Origin of the sequence: Paenibacillus sp. GCM10023252, assembly GCF_042653305.1 — a bacterium.
Lineage (GTDB): Bacteria > Bacillota > Bacilli > Paenibacillales > Paenibacillaceae > Pristimantibacillus.
On the sequence record NZ_JBHSHW010000023.1, the window covers coordinates 1 to 18,556 of the forward strand.

Annotated in this window: 21 protein-coding genes; 16 read left to right on the forward strand and 5 right to left on the reverse strand. The window is 54.5% G+C overall.

What is annotated here, in order from left to right; translation table 11 throughout:
- Both ACFO9Q_RS14135 and ACFO9Q_RS14140 read right to left on the reverse strand, forming a co-directional pair.
- Positions 1-217, reverse strand: a 217-nt coding sequence (locus ACFO9Q_RS14135; RefSeq protein ID WP_379183086.1) for a transposase, incomplete at its 3' end; no start/stop codon positions are given.
- Positions 218-543: 326 nt separating this feature from the next.
- A complete protein-coding gene (locus ACFO9Q_RS14140) occupies positions 544-1,158 on the reverse strand; it encodes a superoxide dismutase (RefSeq protein WP_379183088.1) in 615 nt (204 codons plus the stop codon).
- 343 nt (positions 1,159-1,501) lie between these two features.
- Between ACFO9Q_RS14140 and ACFO9Q_RS14145 the strand changes: the two genes are divergently transcribed.
- From ACFO9Q_RS14145 to folE, 7 genes are all read left to right on the forward strand, one after another.
- Positions 1,502-2,089 (forward strand): hypothetical protein, encoded by a 588-nt coding sequence (locus ACFO9Q_RS14145; protein WP_379183090.1) that lies wholly within the window; start codon positions 1,502-1,504, stop codon positions 2,087-2,089.
- A 272-nt stretch (positions 2,090-2,361) separates the two neighbouring features.
- A complete protein-coding gene (locus ACFO9Q_RS14150) occupies positions 2,362-2,784 on the forward strand; it encodes a GNAT family N-acetyltransferase (RefSeq protein WP_379183092.1) in 423 nt (140 codons plus the stop codon).
- A 116-nt stretch (positions 2,785-2,900) separates the two neighbouring features.
- A complete protein-coding gene (locus ACFO9Q_RS14155; RefSeq protein ID WP_379183094.1) occupies positions 2,901-3,449 on the forward strand; it encodes a DUF402 domain-containing protein in 549 nt (182 codons plus the stop codon).
- A gap of 84 nt (positions 3,450-3,533) precedes the next feature.
- Entirely contained in the window at positions 3,534-4,703 is a 1,170-nt protein-coding gene (gene queG / locus ACFO9Q_RS14160; RefSeq protein WP_379183290.1) for a tRNA epoxyqueuosine(34) reductase QueG, read from the forward strand.
- Positions 4,704-4,784: 81 nt separating this feature from the next.
- Positions 4,785-5,117 (forward strand): ArsR/SmtB family transcription factor, encoded by a 333-nt coding sequence (locus tag ACFO9Q_RS14165; protein WP_379183096.1) that lies wholly within the window; start codon positions 4,785-4,787, stop codon positions 5,115-5,117.
- A gap of 262 nt (positions 5,118-5,379) precedes the next feature.
- Positions 5,380-5,613 carry a YneF family protein gene (locus ACFO9Q_RS14170; RefSeq protein WP_379183098.1) on the forward strand — a complete coding sequence of 78 codons (234 nt, stop codon included), beginning with the start codon at positions 5,380-5,382 and terminating at the stop codon, positions 5,611-5,613.
- Positions 5,614-5,684: 71 nt separating this feature from the next.
- Positions 5,685-6,278: a GTP cyclohydrolase I FolE gene (gene folE, locus ACFO9Q_RS14175; RefSeq protein WP_379183100.1), complete on the forward strand. Its 594-nt coding sequence runs from the start codon at positions 5,685-5,687 to the stop codon at positions 6,276-6,278.
- Between the two features lie 90 nt (positions 6,279-6,368).
- Here folE and ACFO9Q_RS14180 read toward each other — a convergent pair whose 3' ends face one another.
- Positions 6,369-6,917 (reverse strand): GNAT family N-acetyltransferase, encoded by a 549-nt coding sequence (locus tag ACFO9Q_RS14180; RefSeq protein ID WP_379183102.1) that lies wholly within the window; start codon positions 6,915-6,917, stop codon positions 6,369-6,371.
- Positions 6,918-7,127: 210 nt separating this feature from the next.
- On the opposite strand from ACFO9Q_RS14180, the gene ACFO9Q_RS14185 reads away from it, so the two are divergent.
- From ACFO9Q_RS14185 to ACFO9Q_RS14220, 8 genes are read left to right on the forward strand one after another with little or no spacing between them, the layout of a single operon-like run.
- Positions 7,128-7,985: a transporter substrate-binding domain-containing protein gene (locus ACFO9Q_RS14185; protein ID WP_379183104.1), complete on the forward strand. Its 858-nt coding sequence runs from the start codon at positions 7,128-7,130 to the stop codon at positions 7,983-7,985.
- 28 nt (positions 7,986-8,013) lie between these two features.
- Positions 8,014-8,796, forward strand: coding sequence for an amino acid ABC transporter permease (locus tag ACFO9Q_RS14190; protein WP_379183106.1), 783 nt, complete (start codon positions 8,014-8,016; stop codon positions 8,794-8,796).
- 3 nt (positions 8,797-8,799) lie between these two features.
- Entirely contained in the window at positions 8,800-9,510 is a 711-nt protein-coding gene (locus ACFO9Q_RS14195) for an amino acid ABC transporter permease (protein ID WP_379183108.1), read from the forward strand.
- Entirely contained in the window at positions 9,507-10,259 is a 753-nt protein-coding gene (locus ACFO9Q_RS14200; RefSeq protein ID WP_379183110.1) for an amino acid ABC transporter ATP-binding protein, read from the forward strand. Before ACFO9Q_RS14195 ends, ACFO9Q_RS14200 begins: the two co-directional genes overlap by 4 nt.
- A gap of 11 nt (positions 10,260-10,270) precedes the next feature.
- Entirely contained in the window at positions 10,271-11,287 is a 1,017-nt protein-coding gene (locus tag ACFO9Q_RS14205; RefSeq protein ID WP_379183112.1) for an LLM class flavin-dependent oxidoreductase, read from the forward strand.
- On the forward strand, positions 11,284-12,444 hold the full coding sequence (locus tag ACFO9Q_RS14210; RefSeq protein ID WP_379183114.1) for an amidohydrolase: 1,161 nt from the start codon (positions 11,284-11,286) through the stop codon (positions 12,442-12,444). The genes ACFO9Q_RS14205 and ACFO9Q_RS14210 overlap by 4 nt, the downstream gene beginning before the upstream one ends.
- A gap of 44 nt (positions 12,445-12,488) precedes the next feature.
- On the forward strand, positions 12,489-12,962 hold the full coding sequence (locus ACFO9Q_RS14215) for a DinB family protein (RefSeq protein ID WP_379183116.1): 474 nt from the start codon (positions 12,489-12,491) through the stop codon (positions 12,960-12,962).
- A 24-nt stretch (positions 12,963-12,986) separates the two neighbouring features.
- Positions 12,987-14,363: an LLM class flavin-dependent oxidoreductase gene (locus ACFO9Q_RS14220; RefSeq protein ID WP_379183119.1), complete on the forward strand. Its 1,377-nt coding sequence runs from the start codon at positions 12,987-12,989 to the stop codon at positions 14,361-14,363.
- A gap of 77 nt (positions 14,364-14,440) precedes the next feature.
- Here ACFO9Q_RS14220 and ACFO9Q_RS14225 read toward each other — a convergent pair whose 3' ends face one another.
- On the reverse strand, positions 14,441-15,529 hold the full coding sequence (locus tag ACFO9Q_RS14225) for a Fe-Mn family superoxide dismutase (protein ID WP_379183121.1): 1,089 nt from the start codon (positions 15,527-15,529) through the stop codon (positions 14,441-14,443).
- 98 nt (positions 15,530-15,627) lie between these two features.
- The gene (locus tag ACFO9Q_RS14230) at positions 15,628-16,719 is read right to left on the reverse strand and encodes an alpha/beta hydrolase (RefSeq protein ID WP_379183123.1); all 1,092 of its coding nucleotides are present in this window, start codon (positions 16,717-16,719) and stop codon (positions 15,628-15,630) included.
- A gap of 451 nt (positions 16,720-17,170) precedes the next feature.
- Here ACFO9Q_RS14230 and ACFO9Q_RS14235 point away from each other — a divergent pair, with 451 nt between their 5' ends.
- A complete protein-coding gene (locus tag ACFO9Q_RS14235) occupies positions 17,171-17,953 on the forward strand; it encodes an IclR family transcriptional regulator (protein WP_379183293.1) in 783 nt (260 codons plus the stop codon).
- Positions 17,954-18,556: the final 603 nt, after the last annotated feature.

The window sequence follows — 18,556 nt, forward strand, 5'->3', positions numbered from 1 at the left end:
AGCGTTCTTCCAGTTCCTGAAGCCGCTTGAGCTCTTCCAGGTGCTCGCTTGGTGTTGGAATATCTTCTGGACTAATATCGTCACGATAGGCTCGAACCCATTTCCGTACCGTTTCGGGGTGGACATCATACATGCGCGCTAAGACCCCCACCTTCACACCAGACATCGCTTCCTTCACAATCTCTATCTGCTTTTCTACACTTGGCCTCTTCCTCATACCCTATCCTCTCCCTTATCTATAGAATAATAGATTGTTAGGAGAGACTCCAGTTCCATTACGGGGCCTAGGAGAAAGTGCACCAGAATGGCGACGAGCGAGCGGCGAGGGGCGCCATAAGGTGCAGAAATGCACCAGAATGGCGACGAGCGAGTGGCGTCGAACGCCATAAGGTGCAGAAATGCACCAGAATGGCGACGAGGCTCCTAAGCGTGTGGCGGCGAGCGCCATAAGGCGCCATAAGGTGCAGAAGGCAGCCCGCCACCGCGCGCCAAAAAAAGCTGCGCCCCGTATGACAGGGCGCAGCCTCAACACTTCAAAATGCCTTACTTCACAGCAGCGTCGTAACGCTTGCCGACTTTGTTCCAGTTCACTACGTTCCAGAACGCTGCGATGTAATCAGGGCGCTTGTTCTGGTAGTTCAGGTAGTAAGCATGCTCCCATACGTCCAGACCTAGGAGCGGCGTGTCGCCTTCCATGATCGGGCTGTCTTGGTTAGGAAGGCTGTATACCTTCAGCTTGCCATCCTTGCCAACTGCAAGCCATGCCCAGCCGCTGCCGAAGCGAGTAGCTGCAGCCTTAGCGAAGTCAGCCTTGAACGTGTCCAGGCCGCCCAGTTCGCTCTCGATTGCGGAAGCAAGTGCGCCAGCAGGTGCGCCGCCAGCTTCAGGACCGATTGTCTCCCAGAATAGGGAGTGGTTAGCATGTCCACCGCCATTGTTGCGGACAGCGGTACGGATAGCTTCTGGCACGCTTGCCAGGTCAGCAATCAGTTCTTCAATCGACTTGCCTTGCAGTTCAGGAGCGGACTCAAGAGCCGCATTCAAGTTCGTTACGTATGCGTTGTGGTGGCGATCGTGGTGGATCTCCATCGTGGTTGCATCAATATGTGGTTCAAGTGCGTTGTTCGCATAAGGCAGTGCAGGTAGTGTGTGAGCCATTAGATTCATAACCTCCTAATTAGTATGTAGTCATTGTTCATGTATTATTATCCAATATCCGACTATATAAATCAACATTACAGTTGCAAAAGTCGGCTAAGGTGTTGTAAATGCCTGAAGCTGTTGCAAAAGTCGGCTAAGGTGTTGTAAATGCCTGAAGCTGTTGCAAAAGTCGGCTAAGGTGTTGTAAATGCCTGAAGCTGTTGCAAAAGTGGGCTAAGGTGTTGTAAATACCTGAAGCAGTTGCAAAAGTCGGCTAAGGTGTTGTAAATGCCTGAAGCTGTTGCAAAAGTCGTCCTCCTGTGGTCGAATAGAGTCAAAACGAAAAGGAAGTGACGACACGATGCGCCCTAGTAATGAGCTGCAAGCGGTATTGGATACATTGGCTCAGAGGACAAGCCTTCAGCCCCTCTCGCCTAAGCAAGTATGGAATCCTTCACTGGTCCAGCAGATCAGCAGCCTAACGCTCCCTCATTCGAGTCATCCTGCAACAATTGCCCTGCTTACCGGACTGCACCTAAGGAACGACAGCATCGACCGAGCCCATGCGTATGCGCAGCAGATTGAAGATGATTCTACAGGCATGTATTGGCACGCCATTATCCATCGGATGGAAGGCGACTATTCGAATGCGAAGTACTGGTTCCGTATGACGGGCCATCACCCGGCGATGACCGGGCTCTATGAGCGGGCATCGCTCCAGCTGCCAAGCTTAATCTCGTCTAGCCAACTGACGCCGCACGTTGAGAGTTCCTTGCAGTCTATCATCCGCCAGCCCGACATTTGGGATGCCGTCCAGTTCACGAGTCTTGTTCAGCAGCATCAGCAAGGTTCGACCAGCAACGAAGCAGCATCTGTGCTGGAGCAGCTGCAGCTCTACGAAGTGGCCTCCTTATTCGACTACACTCTTCATCATTTCTTAACAATCTAGCTGCAGAGGATGTCATCAGTACCATAGGGGGCGGGGCAGAAGGAGCGCGCAGCACCTGATATAACGTGCGTCTTTTGCCCTGGAGCTATACATAATCTCTATGAAAAAACGAAATATCTCGTGTAAGCGATACCATTTAAGCGTTTTCACGAGATAATCAGCGATTTCTTCAATTTTTTTAAGAAATTTTAAAGATTTAAGCAGGATTTCGTTAAAAGTTGTCGTATATTATAAACTTGCAACACTATGACAAGCATAGAAGGTGTTAATTGATGAACGTACGTTCCTTCCAGTTGTCCGATTACAGCGCGGTTACTGCACTTCTCCAGGATGTTCTTACCGAAGAGTGCTACGAACAAACGATGGAAGCATTTGCACGCCAGTTGTCCTGGGATAGTGAACTTGTCCTGGTCGCTGCCGAGAATTCTTCTATTGTGGGCATGATTATCGGAACGATCGATAACAACAAAGGCTACTACTATCGCATCGCTGTAGACCCTCTTCATCAACGGAAGGGAATCGGCAAGGCGCTCATTCAATCGCTTCGAGTGCGCTTCGAGCAGCGTAATGTGACGAAGATCATGATTACAGCTGATGAGCACAATGAACCGGTTCTGCCGCTATACGAGTCGCTTGGCTACGCTGCGAATGACTTTTTCCGTTCTTTCCAGAAGCTTAGCATTGTAGCAGGTTAACTCCATCGTTCATCTAGAATAGAAGGTTAAGAAGAGCATATCTGGCTGCCGTTGCTTTTGGTGGTCAGATATGCTTTTCTTAATGTACGACAATCAATGGGGACAGGGAGAGTAGGATGGCAGCGTATCAGCAATGTGTCATTAAGAGCTTCAAGCACAATGGGCATATTCATCGGACTTGGCATTGCAACGCACTCATTCCGCCGCAGCGGTTATTCCCTGAGCACGCGGAGTCCTCTATGATGGTGCTTATCAATGAACAGACTCCGATTCAGGAGGCGGACGGGAAGCAGTGGATTAGCCGCGTTCCTGCCGTTTCTTTTTTTATCCCAGGGGAATGGTTCAATGTGGTGGCCTTACTTGAGGATGGAGGAATCCGTTACTACTGCAATATCGCTTCTCCGCCATATCGGCAGGGGAATGTCATTACTTATATCGATTATGATCTGGATGTCATCCGAACCGTAGACGGGGAGACGCTCGTAGTGGACGAAGAGGAATATGAGAGGCATAAGGCGGCTTATCATTATCCGAAGATTGTCGATGAGCGGGTGCATGCGGGGCTTCAAGCTCTGCTGCAGCGCGTCAGTGAGAGACAGGAGCCCTTCAATGAGGATAGAATCTTGACGTATTACAAGGACTGGGTGAATCATGGCAAGACTTAGAGCTCTCCTTGGCTGGTTGAGGCTAGCAGGTCTATCCATAACTATCGTGCTGCTGCAGTAAGGAGAGGAAGCGTGAAGGAATCTATGAACTACACGGACCTAGCATGCTCGGGAGGCAATCGCTGGGATGAGCTCAAGGAAGAGATGAGGGCTGCCGCTTCGGAGCTCGGCATTGACAAGATTGGCGTGGCTTCCGCTGCCCCGTTCACTGAGCTGAAGCAGAGGTTGATCAGGCATCGCCAGCTTGGCAGGGAATCCGGCTTCGAGGAGCCGGATCTGGACAAGCGCACGGAGCCTGCGCTGCTCTTCGACGGACCGCAATCGATCATTGCGATCGCGGTTGCCTATCCGTCGAAGCTGCCATCTCCGCCGAAGTCGGAGCCTGGGGCAAGGCGGGGTGTAATGTCGCGCTCTGCCTGGGGCGCGGACTATCACAAGGTATTGCGAGATCGGCTGGCGCGGCTCGAAGCTTGGCTGCGGGAGCGCGTGCCGGAGCTGCGTGCGGAGAGCATGGTCGATACGGGAGAGCTCTCAGACCGTGCGGTAGCCGAACGTGCGGGCATCGGCTGGAGCGCTAAGAACTGCTCGATCATTACGCCGGAATGGGGCTCGTGGGTATACCTGGGAGAGATGATTACGAATCTGCCTCTTCCACCGGACAGTCCGATTGAAGAAGGGTGCGGATCATGCACGAAGTGTATCGACGCTTGTCCGACCGATGCGTTAGTTGGTCCGGGACAGCTCGATTCGCAGCGCTGCATCTCCTTCGTCACGCAGACGAAGGGCTATGTCGAGGATGAGCTCATGCGCAAGATCGGCAACCGGCTGTATGGCTGCGATACTTGTCAGACGGTATGCCCGGAGAATCGGGGCAAGAACTGGACGCATCAGCGGGAGCTGCAGCCGGATACGGAGCTGGCGAAGCCGCTCCTCGTACCCTTGCTGGAGATGGGGAACAAGGAATTCACCTCCCGCTATGGAGCGACGTCATCCGCTTGGAGAGGGAAGAAGCCGATCCAGCGGAACAGCGTCATTGCGCTGGGCAACTTCAAGGATCCGAGTGCGGCTGCGCATCTGGTGCGGATCCTTACAGATGATCCGCGCCCTGTGCTTCGCGGCACTGCGGCTTGGTCGCTTGGACGAATAGGCGGAGCAGAGGCTGAAGCAGCGCTTGCTGCTGCCCTTCACAAGGAGATGGATACCGAAGTGAAGATGCGAATCGAGCAAGCCCTTCAACAGATCATCTTGCATTGACAGGAATATTCCTGAAGGGGTATATTTTAAGGAACAAGGTGAAGTAGAGCAGCTTGGCTTGCGGAGAGTCGGGGGGATGAGATGAATACGACAACACTCAGTGCGCTAGCTGAACCCAACCGGTTGCTGATCGTAGAGCTGTTGAGAGAAGGTCCCCTGACGGTGGGGGAGATTGCGGACCGGCTTCATATGAGACAGCCTCAAGCATCGAAGCACCTTAAGGTGCTGAATGAAGCTGAGATTGTCGAGGTGCGTCCGGATGCTAATCGAAGATATTACAGGCTTAGATCGGAGCCGCTTCAGGAGATGGACTCTTGGCTGGGTACGTTCCGTCAGATGTGGGAAGACCGATTGGATCGGCTGGATGATTATTTGCGTCAGCTGCAGCAAGCCGGCAAGGATGAGCAGTCTTAGGCATGCAAGGTCAGCTCCTAGAATTATAGGGCTATTTTTGCGAGGTTATTGGCCTTGCAGAGTAGCTCTTTTTGTTAGGTGGAGCAGAGGATTGGTAAGGAATTTACTGGATGGAGAGGGATGGGTAGAGCCTTCTTGTTGCGTATCCGAATCACTTGTCTAAGGTTTGCGAACAACAGCCGAACATGCTAATATTAGGTTCATTCGGACTTAGAGATTAAGCCAATTAGTAACGTAAGAGAGGGCACGGTGAACGTAGAGTATGTGGAGTTATATTATTCCAATCGTTACATTGATCGCAGGGGCGGTTGGCGGTTTTTTCATCGGGGTGTACTATCTGCGCAAGCAGCTGGAGAAGATGCAGAATGATCCTGAGATGATTCAGAAGATGGCGAAGCAGATGGGCTATAATCTGAACAAGCAGCAGATGCAGAAGGCCCAGCACATGATGAAGAATCAAGCGCACAACCAGAGACCAGGCCGCGGCCGCAGATAGAGACGTGCAGGTCTCTTAGGAGGATGGGTCCTTCGTAAGTTAAGGCAAGCCTAATGAAGGGATGGATCGTGATGGCGGGAAGGAAAGACTACGTCAACTCACAGGTCACGAACAACCGCGAGCAGATTGAATATCACATCAGAGAGATACTGAAGCTGGTTGGCGAGGATGTGGAGAGGGAAGGGCTGCTGGAGACACCGGCACGCGTGACCCGAATGTACGAAGAGATATTCGCAGGCTATGAAGTGGATCCGGCTGAAGTGCTTGGCGTGACATTCGATGAACAGCATGAAGAGCTCGTTATCGTACGTGATATCGTCTATTACAGCCAGTGCGAGCATCATATGGCACCCTTCTTCGGCAAGGCGCATATCGGATATATTCCGAGCGGCAAGATTGCCGGATTAAGCAAGCTCGCGCGTCTCGTGGAGGCCATTACGCGGCGCCTGCAAGTACAAGAGAGAATTACGTCTCAGATTGCTAACATTATTGAGCAAGAGCTTCAACCGGCCGGCGTCATGGTCGTCGTGGAAGGGGAGCATCTGTGCATGTGTGCTCGAGGCGTGAAGAAGCCGGGTAGCAAGACGGTAACGTCAGCCGTTCGCGGCGAATTCCGGACGAGCTCCTCCCTGCGCTCTGAATTCCTTGCCTTGCTTAAGCAATAGTATAATCTCTCCTATAACAAGATAGAGCCGTTCCTCTCAGGATGCTTCCGCATGCTCAGAGGAACGGCTCTTGTTGTGTTGCAATAGCAGCTACACATGACCTGCTTGAAGCCATGCAGCATGACGCAGCTTGAGATAATACCCCTTCACCAGCGTCTCCCCATTCAGTAGATCGGTCTCGTAATGCCTCTCGAATCCAAGATGTTCATATAGCTTGACGGCTGAGGCCATCATATCGGACGTGTGCAGGTGGAGCGTTGCCGCTCCCAGCTCAAGCGCTCGCGCAGCGGCTTCCCCTATCAGCTTAGTAGCGATTCCCTGCCCTCGAGCAGAGGGCGCGACGGCTAGCAGCCGGATGATAGGAGCGTTCAGGCCCAGCTCTGGTCTCCCGTAAGCAGCGTCTGATGAGAGGAACAACAGCACGCTGCCTACAATCTGTTCTCCGCTCACCGCTACAATCCGTGCATAGGGGCCCACACTATGGACGGACTGAAGAATGGAGGTGCGATATTCCTCCCAGCGGGGACCAGGCAATATATCGGCGTATTGTTCATAAGCGCTGTACAGCACATCTGCAATGGCAGCTTGCTCATCATCCGCCGCGTCTCGAACAATGATGGATTCATAAGAGGATCCCATCGTAGATTCACTCCATTCTCAGATTAGACCTCATTCAAGACTACTGTTGCCATAATACATACTATTCAGATAGGATAACAATAGATTAATGCAATCGTCTTATAGAAAAACTCTATTAGACGTCATGCCGCTGCCGGTGATAAAGTAATCGCTATAATCCTTACTAAAACGATAGGATTTATAAAAATAGCTGGCAGAGGGGTTTTAGCAATGAAAAAGACATTCTCATTATTAATCGTACTCGCATTATCAGCGGCTCTAGCCGGCTGCGGAGCTAATGGCAAAAACGAAGGCAATAACGAGCAGGCAGCGAGCGGGAACAAGGCGGAAGCGGCAAATGCTCCAAAGGCTGAGGTCAAAAAAATTATTGTCGGTACAGGTACCGGCTTCAAAAAAGTATGCTTCCTGGATGAGAACGGCAAGCTGACCGGGTTCGATGTGGAGCTTGTCCGCAAGATTGACGAAGAGCTTCCGGAATACGAATTCGAATTCAAGACGATGGACTTCTCTAATCTGCTCCTTAGCCTGGAGACGGATAAGATTGACTTCGTTGCCCATGAGATTGAGAAGAATCCGGAGCGGGAACAGAAGTATCTGTTCAACCAAGAGCCCTATGCACACTGGAGGAACAAGATCGTCGTGACGAAGGAGAATGACAGCATTCAGTCGCTGGACGATCTGAAGGGCAAGAAGGTACTAACGACTGCAACGAGCGCACAAGCTCAGATCTTGGAAAATTACAACAAAGAGCATGAGAACGCCATCGAGATCGTGTACCAGAACAATGGAGCCAATGATACGGTGAATCAATTGGTAACAGGCCGTGTCGATGCTACGCTGTCTGCAGACTTCGTGCTCTCGCTGATTGATCCGGAAGGCAAGCTGAAGACAACAGGAGAGCCGCTCTCTGAAGCGGATATCTTATTCACCTTCCGCAAGGATGAGCCGGAGAGCAAGGAACTGGCTGATGCCATTGATACGGCTATAGTGAAGCTGAAGGGTGACGGAACACTGGGCAAGCTGAGCACGGAATGGCTGGGCGGAGACTTCACTTCGGAGTCCAAATAAGACGATGATGGAAAGGTGGACATAAACGATGGGTGGTCATCCGTTCGATATCTCCTATGTATTCGAGTTCATCCCTAAGCTGCTGTCCACCTTGAACATTACTCTGCTGATCGTAGCTGGATCGCTGCTGACGGGAATATTGGTTGGATTCCTGGTTGCTCTTCCGCGGCTCTACCATATCCCTATCCTTGAGCGGCTGTCGCAGGTGTACATCTCCTTCTTCCGCGGAACCCCGATTCTCATTCAGCTGTTCTTGTTCTATTACGGCTTGCCCGAGCTGGTGAAGCTGGCGGGTGTGGATATGTCCAAGACACCGGTGCTCGTCTTCGTTATTCTCACCTACGGCTTGCACACAGGAGCCTATGTGTCTGAACTCATACGGGCATCGGTCATGGCGGTGGACAGGGGGCAGGTGGAAGCCGCGTATTCCATGGGCATGACCGGCTACCAAGCCTTCGTCCGAATTGTGCTGCCTCAGGCCGTTGCCATAGGGGTACCTGTTCTCTCTAACCTGATCATCGCGCTGCTTAAGGATACGTCGCTTGCCTTCACGTTAGGCGTCATGGACATAACGGGCAAGGCGGAGACGCTAGGGACGCTAACCCAGCACTTCATCGAGACGTATCTCGCTCTTGCCCTTGTCTATCTTGTCATTAGCTTCACGCTGGAGAAGCTGCTCTTGCTCGCAGAGCGCCGCCTGCTGAGGCATGAGCGTCCTGATAGTCCGGTTCGCAGAACCTACGGTCTGCGCAAGTACTTGTCCTTCAGGCAGGTAACTCGCGAGCTGGATACCAATAAGGGAGGTGCTTAGAAGATGAAGCTGGATCCCGCCTTCATATGGACGGCCTTCCTGCAGCTGCTGACGGCTATTCCTACCACGCTTAAGATTACGGCCGTTGCTGTAAGTGTTGGGTTCTTAATCGGGCTAACGATTGCGTTAATCCGTCTGTATCGTGTTCCCGTGCTGCATCAGATTGCGGTGTCTTACGTGACTTTTATCCGGGGAACTCCCATGCTTACCCATCTGCTGCTCATCTACTTCAGTCTCCCGATGATCATTGACGGCCTGGCTGCACACTATGGCTGGAGCTTCCGTTCCGTATCCATTCCGATGATTGGATTCGCTTATATCTCCTTCTCGATTACGGCGGGTGCCTATCTGTCTGAGGTTATTCGCTCAGGCTTGCTCGCGGTCAACCGGGGACAGATGGAGGCTGCCTATTCTATAGGGATGACTACGTCTCAAGCTCTTCGTCGAATTGTGCTGCCTCAAGCACTGGCGGCCGCGCTCCCGAATCTATCGAATTCCGTTATCGGCATGCTTCATGGCTCCACGCTCGCCTTCACGGTATCGGTCGTTGATATTAATGCGAAGGCGCAGATCGTGGCCTCGACGAATTGGAAGTTCTTCGAAGCGTATCTGGCGGCAGCTGTCATCTTCTGGGGATTAACCGTAGGGATTGAGCGGATAACCGGTCTCATCGAACGTCGCATTAACGTCTACAATCGAGGTGGAGTCGCATGATTAAGCTAACGGGCATATCGAAGTCATTCGGACGGCAGCAAGTGCTGAAGGATATTCATCTAACGGTGAACAAGGGTGAGGTGGTAGTCATCTTAGGGCCGAGCGGTTCGGGGAAGACGACCTTGCTTCGCTGTGTGAACTATCTGGAGAAACCCAGTGATGGCAAGATCGAGATTGGGGATTACAGCTTGGAGTGCAAGCGGGCAGGCAAGCGGGATATCCATACGCTTAGGCAGAAGTCGGCTATGGTATTCCAGCAGTACAATCTGTTCAGGCACAAGACCGCTCTCGAGAATGTGATGGAGGGTCTGTTAGTCGTCAAGAAGCTGCCTCGAGAGGAAGCGAAGAAGAGGAGTATCGCTCTGCTCGAGAAGGTTGGGCTTGGCGCCAAGCTTGAAGCCTATCCGAATCAGCTGTCCGGCGGGCAGCAGCAGCGGGTAGGCATCGCTCGTGCGCTGGCGCTCGAGCCGGAAGTCATCCTGTTCGATGAGCCGACATCTGCCTTGGATCCCGAGCTTGTGGGCGAAGTGCTAAGCGTTATTAGAAGGATTGCCAAGGAAGGCATTACGATGATTGTCGTCACCCATGAGATGAGCTTCGCCAGGGATGTGGCCAGCCATGTGGTGTTCATGGACGAAGGCAGCATTGTCGAGGAAGGGACGCCTGCCCAGCTGTTCAACCAGCCTCGCGAGGAGAGAACGAAGCTGTTCCTCAAGCGAATTACACCTGAACTGAACTATTCGATCTAGGAGGAATGATGATGGCCATTACATTAAGCGTGCTGGACCAGAGCCCCATCTACCCGGGGGAGACCGCTCACGATGCGCTCTCGCACACCGTTGCACTCGCACAGAAGGTAGAGAAGCTGGGCTTCCGGCGCTTCTGGGTGTCGGAGCATCATGATTCATCACATCTGGCAGGGTCTTCGCCGGAAGTGTTGATCTCGTACCTGATTGCGAAGACGGATAGCATCCGGCTTGGCTCCGGCGGAGTCATGCTCCAGCATTACAGCCCGTATAAGGTAGCAGAGAACTTCAATCTGCTGTCGGCCTTGGCCCCGGGCCGAATCGACCTAGGAGTAGGCCGCGCGCCAGGGGGACTCCCGCGCAGCACGCAGGCTCTGCAGCAAGGTATTACACAAGCGGCATCCTTGACTGATAAGATTCAGCAGCTGGAAGAGTATCTGCATAACTCCTTGCCGGAAGATCATCCGTTAGCGGGGCTTCAAGCCTCTCCGCAGCCGGTAGTCACTCCAGAGCTGTATGTGCTGGGAGCAAGCGTCGCCAGTGCTAGAATCACAGCTGAGCTGGGACTGCCCTACGTATTCTCCCTGTTCATTAACGGTGAGGTATCCACGACAGTCGAGGCTGTTAAGGCTTATCGGGAGAGCTTCAACCACAGCACAGGCAGGAAGCCGGAGGTCATTATCGGCCTTGCCGTACTCGCAGCCGATACAGAGGAGGAAGCTCGCGAGCTGGCTACGCCGCAGAAGCTGGTGAAGGTGCATCTATCCAGCGGCAGGACGGTTACCGTCAGTACGCTCGAGCAAGGAGAGGAGTACGGCCGGCAAGCGAATGAGCCGTTCACGATTGAGGAGAAGGAAGCCCAGATCATCAAGGGTACCAAGGATCATGTACGTCAGCAGCTGCAGTCGCTGCAGGAATTGACGGGAGTAGAGGAATTCATCATTACGACGAATGTATCCTCCTTCCCTGCCAGACTTCGTTCCTTCGAGCTGCTGCAGGAAGCGGTGCTGGAGCTGGAGTCTGTATCATGAGTACGGTGGAAAGTCAGTTGGTGGGGGCCGAGCTGTCCGAGCAGCTAATCGCCATTCGTCGAGATCTTCATCGTCATCCGGAGCTGTCCAACGAAGAATTCCGAACGACAGAGGTCATTCGTTCATGGCTGACGGAAGCAGGCGTGCGGATTGCCGATTACTCGCTGCGCACAGGCTTAATCGCAGAGGTCGGCGGGCTGCGAGAAGGGCCAATCATCGCATTGAGGGCCGATATGGATGCCCTGCCGATTCAGGAGGATACGGGGCTGGCGTACGCATCCGAAGTGAAGGGCAGGATGCATGCCTGCGGGCATGACTTCCACACGACCGTTCTGCTTGGCGCGGCTGCGCTGTTGAAGGAGAGGGAGAGTGAGCTGAAGGGGACGGTGAGGCTCATCTTCCAGCCAGCGGAGGAGAAGGCAACGGGAGCCCGGCAAGTTGTCGAGAGCGGAGCACTTGCAGGGGTGCAGGCGATCGTCGGCATTCATAATAAGCCAGATCTGCCCGTTGGAACGATTGGCATTAAGGGCGGCCCGATCATGGCCGCAGCGGATGGCTTCGTAGTGGAGGTAGATGGACTCGGTTCTCATGCGGCGGTGCCGGAAGCCGGCATCGATCCTATCGTGACCGCTTCGCACATCGTCACCGCCTTGCAAGCGATCGTCAGCCGCAACGTCAGCGCACTGAAGAGCGCGGTCATTAGCGTCACGAAGCTTCATAGCGGCACCGCTTGGAACGTCATACCGGAGAAGGCGATCCTCGACGGGACGATTCGCAGCTTCGATCCTGAGGTTCGAAGCCATGTCTTGAAGCGGTTCGAGCAGGTAGTGCAAGGCGTAGCCGCAGCCTATGGCACGACGGCGAGCCTACGCTGGATCGAAGGCCCGCCGCCCGTTGTCAATGATGAGCGGCTGGCGAGGGAAGCAGAGGCAGCGGCCAGCGCTCTAGGGCTGCATGCAGTCACTCCGGTTCCCTCGCTAGCCGGAGAGGACTTCGCCATCTATCAGCGGCATGTACCCGGGCTGTTCGTCTTCCTCGGCACCTCGGGCAAGCAGGAGTGGCATCATCCCGCCTTCGACCTCGATGAGCGAGCCATTGATCCGAGCGCAGCGTTCCTCGCTGCCATTGCCCAGCGGCTGCTCGCGGAGAGAGCTTAGACCTAACAGTGCAGCATATCTCTTACTTGGAAGGTGGACCATTCATGAGCAGAACCTATATTGAAGCCTATAGCTATAATTACAATCGGCTGGTTGATGCCGTGCGAGATACAACTGAGGAGCAGCAGCATTGGAAGCCTTCTCCGGATGCTTGGAGTGTAGCGGAAGTGATTGCCCATCTGGTCGATCACAGCATCGTCGTCTCCTTCCGTATCCGTGATATCCTCGCGGGTACGACCGTCCAGCTGCCAGCCTTCAATCAAGACGCTTGGGTCAGCGGACAGCGGGTGAATGAAGCCAAGCTAGCCGACCTGCTGAGCTTCTATGAAGCTAGCCTTGCGTACAATGCCCAGCTGCTGGACCGTCTCACCGAGGCGGATTGGGACAAGTCGGGCATCAACTTCAAGGGAGATACGGTAACGATTGCCGATATTGTCCGCACCTTCACGAGCCATGTGGACACCCATCTGAAGCAGATCGAACGGACGAAGTCAGCACTCGCAGCAGCAGCCGAGTAGGCTAGCAAGACAGGAGGAGATTATATGGGGACTGGAACTGGAACTGGTACTGGTAAAAGACAGCTCAAGCTCGGAGCCCTGCTCCATGGAGTAGGCGGCAATACCGCAATGTGGAGACATCCGGACGTACTCGCGGATGCCAGCGTGAACTTCGACCTGTACAAGAGCTGGGTACAGAAGGCGGAGGCAGGCAAGCTTGATCTTATCTTCATCGCGGATGGCCTCTATATTAATGAGAAGTCCATTCCGCACTTCCTTAATCGCTTCGAGCCGATTACGATCTTAAGCGCACTGGCTTCTATTAGCCGCCATATCGGACTCGTAGGCACGTTATCTACTTCATACAGCGAGCCGTTCACCGTCGCTCGACAATTCGGCTCGCTGGATGTCATCAGCGGAGGCCGTGCGGGCTGGAACGTCGTAACCTCTCCGCTCGAGGGATCGGCACTCAATTACAGCAAGTCTGAGCACCCGGACCATGGCAAGAGGTATCGGATCGCCGAGGAGTATCTAGAAGTAACGAGAGGGCTATGGGATTCTTGGGAAGATGATGCCTTCGTGAGGGATAAGGAGAATGGCGTGTTCTTCGACAAGGAGAAGCTCCATACGCTGAACCACAAGGGAGAGTTCTTCTCCGTGCAAGGTCCGCTTAATATTGCTAGATCGAAGCAGGGTGGGCCGGTTATTTTCCAAGCGGGTGCTTCGGAAGTAGGCAAGGATTACGCTGCCAAGCAAGCCGATGCGATATTCACGGGCCAGGAGACGCTGGAGGAAGCGATCGCCTTCTATCAGGATGTGAAGGCAAGAGCCGCATCCTTCGGGCGCAATCCCGACCATGTGCTGATCTTCCCTGGCATCGGACCGATCATCGGCAGGACGGAGGAGGAGGCGGAGCGCAAGTACCAAGAGGTCGCCAGTCTCGTAACGATCGACAATGCGCTGAACTACCTGGGCCGCTTCTTCGAGCATCATGACTTCACGCAGTATGAGCTTGATGCACCATTCCCGGATCTCGGCGATCTCGGCCGCAACAGCTTCCAGAGCGGGACCGACAAGATCAAGCGCAATGCGCGCGAGAAGGGGCTGACGCTCCGTCAGGTAGCGCTGCAATCCGCCACTCCGCGCGGATCGTTCATCGGCACGCCAGAGCAAGTGGCTGATCGTGTGCAGGAATGGTTCGAAGCAGGCGGAGCGGACGGCTTCATGCTGTCGACTGCTGTGCCGAACGGGTTAGAGGACTTCGTTGACCTTGTCGTCCCTATCCTGCAGGAGCGAGGGGTATTCCGGACGGAGTACGAAGGGGATACACTGCGAGGCAATCTGGGTATTCCTGTACCGGAGAACCGTTATACGAAGGAGCGCAAGTCGCAGACCGAGCTTAGTGGATCGGTAGTACAATAAGGCTGTGCAGTTTAGCAAAAGCCCCGTGAGCCCATCCATTTGGACTCACGGGGCTTTTTACGGCTAAGTTAACCATGTTAATAAGGCTCCCAAGTGAGCTTGCGAGCAGCTTCGAAGCGATCATTGACCGCAGGCCAATAGACGACGTTCCACCAGTCCTTCACGTATTCGGGACGCTTGTTCTGATGCTTCAAGTAATACGCATGCTCCCACACATCGAGTACTAGCAAGGGAATGGCGTCCCACTGGGACAGGTTCTGATGCTTCTCCGCCATGAGAATCTCAAGCCTGCGGCTTCGCGGACTCCAGACTAGGATCGCCCAGCCGCTGCCCTCGACCTTGCTGGCTGCCTCCGTGAACTGCTGCTTGAACGCCTCGAAGCTGCCGAAGTCCTTCTTAATCTGCGCTGCAATGGGACCTGTCGCTTCTCCTCCGCCCTGCGGTGACATGATGTCCCAGAAGATCGTATGAAGATAATGCCCCGCACCGTTGAAGGCAAGCTCCCTCTCCCAGTGCTTCACCAGCTCGAAGTTGCCGCTCTTGCGCGCAGCCTCAAGCTCCTTCTCTGCCTTGTTCAGGCCATCCACATAGGATTGATGATGCTTATCATGATGGATGCGCATCGTAGCTTCGTCAATATACGGTTCGAGGGCATTATAGGGATAGGGCAGAGGGGGAAGGGTATGACCGCCAATCGGAACTTGAGCCGTGGTCGTGCTGGATGGAGCTCTAGTCTCCTGCAGCTCTTCCCCTACGGTACCTAAGTAGTAGTTGGACTCTCTTACGGCATGAGTAATTACGGTTCTCGCAACCGGATTACCAAGCGCGGCTTGACTGCGGGAAGCCAGCTGCAGCAGCTGGTCCACGTATTCTCTCGATTGCTGAATGGCTGCTTGCAGCACTGCTCTAGCCTCATCTTCCCCGATGGAAGCGGCTGAGTGATCAGAGGAACGATCAAGGGAATCCTGTGCGTTCAAGTAGGAGCTTGTGAATCTCTCCGTATGCGCGAAGAGCGGCTGCCAAGCTTGCAGCATGTGTACATATTCCGCTTCAAGGCCAGGTGTCGCTTGCAGAATGACGGAGGTGCTGTCTTTTTCTTGCATTTTCCAGAAGCGGATCTGCTCGAATACCCTGCTCGTCGCTTGTGAATCGTCGACATTCGACATTGCGTCTACCTCCTAAGAGCTATAGCTGGCTGTAAGCCATCTCTCTTAAGATGGTATTCACACAGGCTGGGAGGTATGCCCTGGGAGGAATGGATGAGCTAGTGAGCCATAGCGAGGCTTCGCTCTGCCTGCAGCTTCCCATCCACTTGCCCTAGGAACAGCGCTGCGCGCTGAATATATTCCTGCGGATGCACCTGGAACAGCAGCTCATGCTTGCCTCCCGGCACGATCCAGGAGCGGGACAACGGGTCGGATTGCCCAGTGGAGATCGCCTCAGCGGTCTGGAAGGGAGCCTTCGCATCCTCCGTCCCATGCACGATGTAGATCGGCATATCATAGGCGGTAGCCAGCACCTGCTCTGCAGGGATGCCCCCGAAGCTCGTTCCCGTCCAGACGGGCAGGATCGCCTCGATCAGAGGCAGAGACGGGAAGCGCGGCAGCTCTACGAATTGGCGGAGATTGTTGAAGAGAGCTTCCGAGCTCGGAAGGAACAGACTGTCCAGGATCATCGCATCGATCTCGTCCGTCTGCAGCGCAGCTTGAAGCGCCGTACCCGCCCCCATCGAGAATCCCCACACCGTAATATCCTCCGCACCTTGGCCCTTCGCATAATCTACGGCAGCGAGCAGCTGCTTCGCTTCCTCCCACCCGCCGGTCGCGGGCGCCTTGTGCTCCTTGGAGGCATAACCATAATCGAACATCAGCACATTATAATGAAGGCCATGAAGCAGACTCGTTAGCGTGTACATAGGGACCCAGGTCTCTTCGCGGTTCGCCCCGTAGCCGTGGGAGAAGATGACCGTTCTAGTAGATGGTAGAGCAGCTCCCCGGCTGGAGACGCGTCCTCCATCATCGGCTGCAGGCACATACCAGGCATCGACCGTCGTGCGCCCGCTGGCGCTAGGGAAGGTTGCTGCTGTATAGTCGAGACCAATCGCATCCTTCGGATTGGAGTGGAGCGGCGCCACATAGGGGTGAGCAAGCATCCAGGCCACATACCCGTGGAAAACAAGCCCAACCAGCAAAGCAATGACCGTGATGGTGGACACCGCGGCAATCCACAGATGCTTCCGACGGGAGCGGGTATCCGCCTCCGGCTCGGGCAGAGCAAGAGGGGGCGGTGGAGCCATCGGCAGCATGGGCTGCGGCAGCTCCAGCGGCAGGCTTGGGTGTAGTGCGGTTGTGCTCATGGTGGCGTCCCCCTCAATCATGTCATGCTGGAATAGTTCTCAAGGTTCCGTAAGCCGCTGGCTCCAGCAGCTAGCCAACTAACGGTGATCATTCATGTAAAAATGTAAGCGTTTCATATATTCTAGTACTTTCATCGTATGCCTTCAGGGCTAGCCTGTCAATCGGTGTCGCGGTAATGTTAAGCCTTTGTAATCATGCTGTAATGCAGGATGATACCTTTGCAGGGCTAGTAGAAATGAGTTATACTAGGTATAACTAGGTTTCATTCTGTGAAACTGTGAACGGTGGGTGATGGGAATGGATGACGGGAAGCTGACAGGCGGAGCCAAGGCAGGAGCAGACCGTTCGGAAGGGCGGACAGCAGGCGTGAAGTCAGGAGCTGGCGGTGCAGAAGGGCGGACAGCAGGCGTGAAGTCAGGAGCTGGCGGTGCAGAAGGGCGGACAGCAGGCGTGAAGTCAGGAACTGGTGGTGCAGAAGGGCGGACAACCGGTGATGACGGCAAGTCTACGGTTCGCTCGGTGGAGCGAGCGCTGGATATTTTGCTTTGTTTTACCGAGGGGACGGACCTGGCGATGACGGAGATTGCCGACAAGGTTGGCCTGCATAAGAGCACCGTGCATCGGATGCTGGCGACGCTCGAGGACAAGGGGTTCGTCGTGCGCGACAAGGGGACGGATCGGTACCGGCTGGGACTTAAGGTGTGGGAGCTGTCCGCTCATCTGTCCCAGAATGATGATCCGGCGATGGTATGGCTGCCTGAGATGGAGCGACTGCGCGATCTGCTCGGCGAGACGGTATCCATCTATGTGCGCGACGGCTGGGAGCGGATACGGCTGCAGGCGGTGCAGAGCAACCAGGCTGTACGGAGAGTGGCACCGGTCGGTGTGCGGCTGCCCCTCTATGCGGGAGCATCGAGCAAGATTCTAGTCGCCTATGCAGAGCCAGCGGAGCGTGAAGCGATATACGGTGAGGAATCCTGGGCGAAGCATGTCGACTTGGCGCTGTACAAGGAGCAGCTTAAGGAAGTGAAGCAGCAGGGCTACGCCACGAGCTTCGAGGAGCGGGAGCAGGGCGCGGCTGCAATCTCTACGCCGATCCTTGACCGGAGCGGCCGACTGAAGGCGGCCTTGTCCGTCTCTGGCCCGGCGAACCGGCTGACGCCTGAGCGGCTCCAGGAGCTGGCTCCCATCGTCATCGAAGCCGCTGGCCGAATGGGCACGATGCTGCGGTAGACGGGATTGTTAGCTGGCAGCTGCCTTGATGGTTGCTGGTATATCAATAGATTAATAGTTGCTGAGTTTGCAATCGCAGACTAGCTGATGGATAAGGTTCCCTTTGCTACAGCAAGGGAAGAAAAGGCAGTTAGACAGAGATGATTCTCTGTCTGACTGCCTTTTTGCGGTCTGCGCGATGGAACATCCGCAGCAGCGGAGTTGGGTTAGAGGAGTCTGCAAGGGTCATGAGGACCCTTACAGCAGAGGTTGGAGGGGTTAGAGGTACCTGCAAGGGTCATGAGGACCCTTGCAGCAGAGGTTGGAGGGGTTAGAGGTACCTGTAAGGGTCATGAGGACCCTTACAGCAGAGGTTGGAGGGGTTAGAGGTACCTGTAAGGGTCATGAGGACCCTTGCAGCAGGGTTCGGAGGGGTTAGAGGTACCTGCAAGGGTCATGAGGACCCTTGCAGCAGGGTTCGGAGGGGTTAGAGGTACCTGTAAGGGTCATGAGGACCCCTGCAGCAGAGGTTGGAGGGGTTAGAGGTACCTGTAAGGGTCATGAGGACCCTTGCAGCAGAGGTTGGAGGGGTTAGAGGTACCTGTAAGGGTCATGAGGACCCTT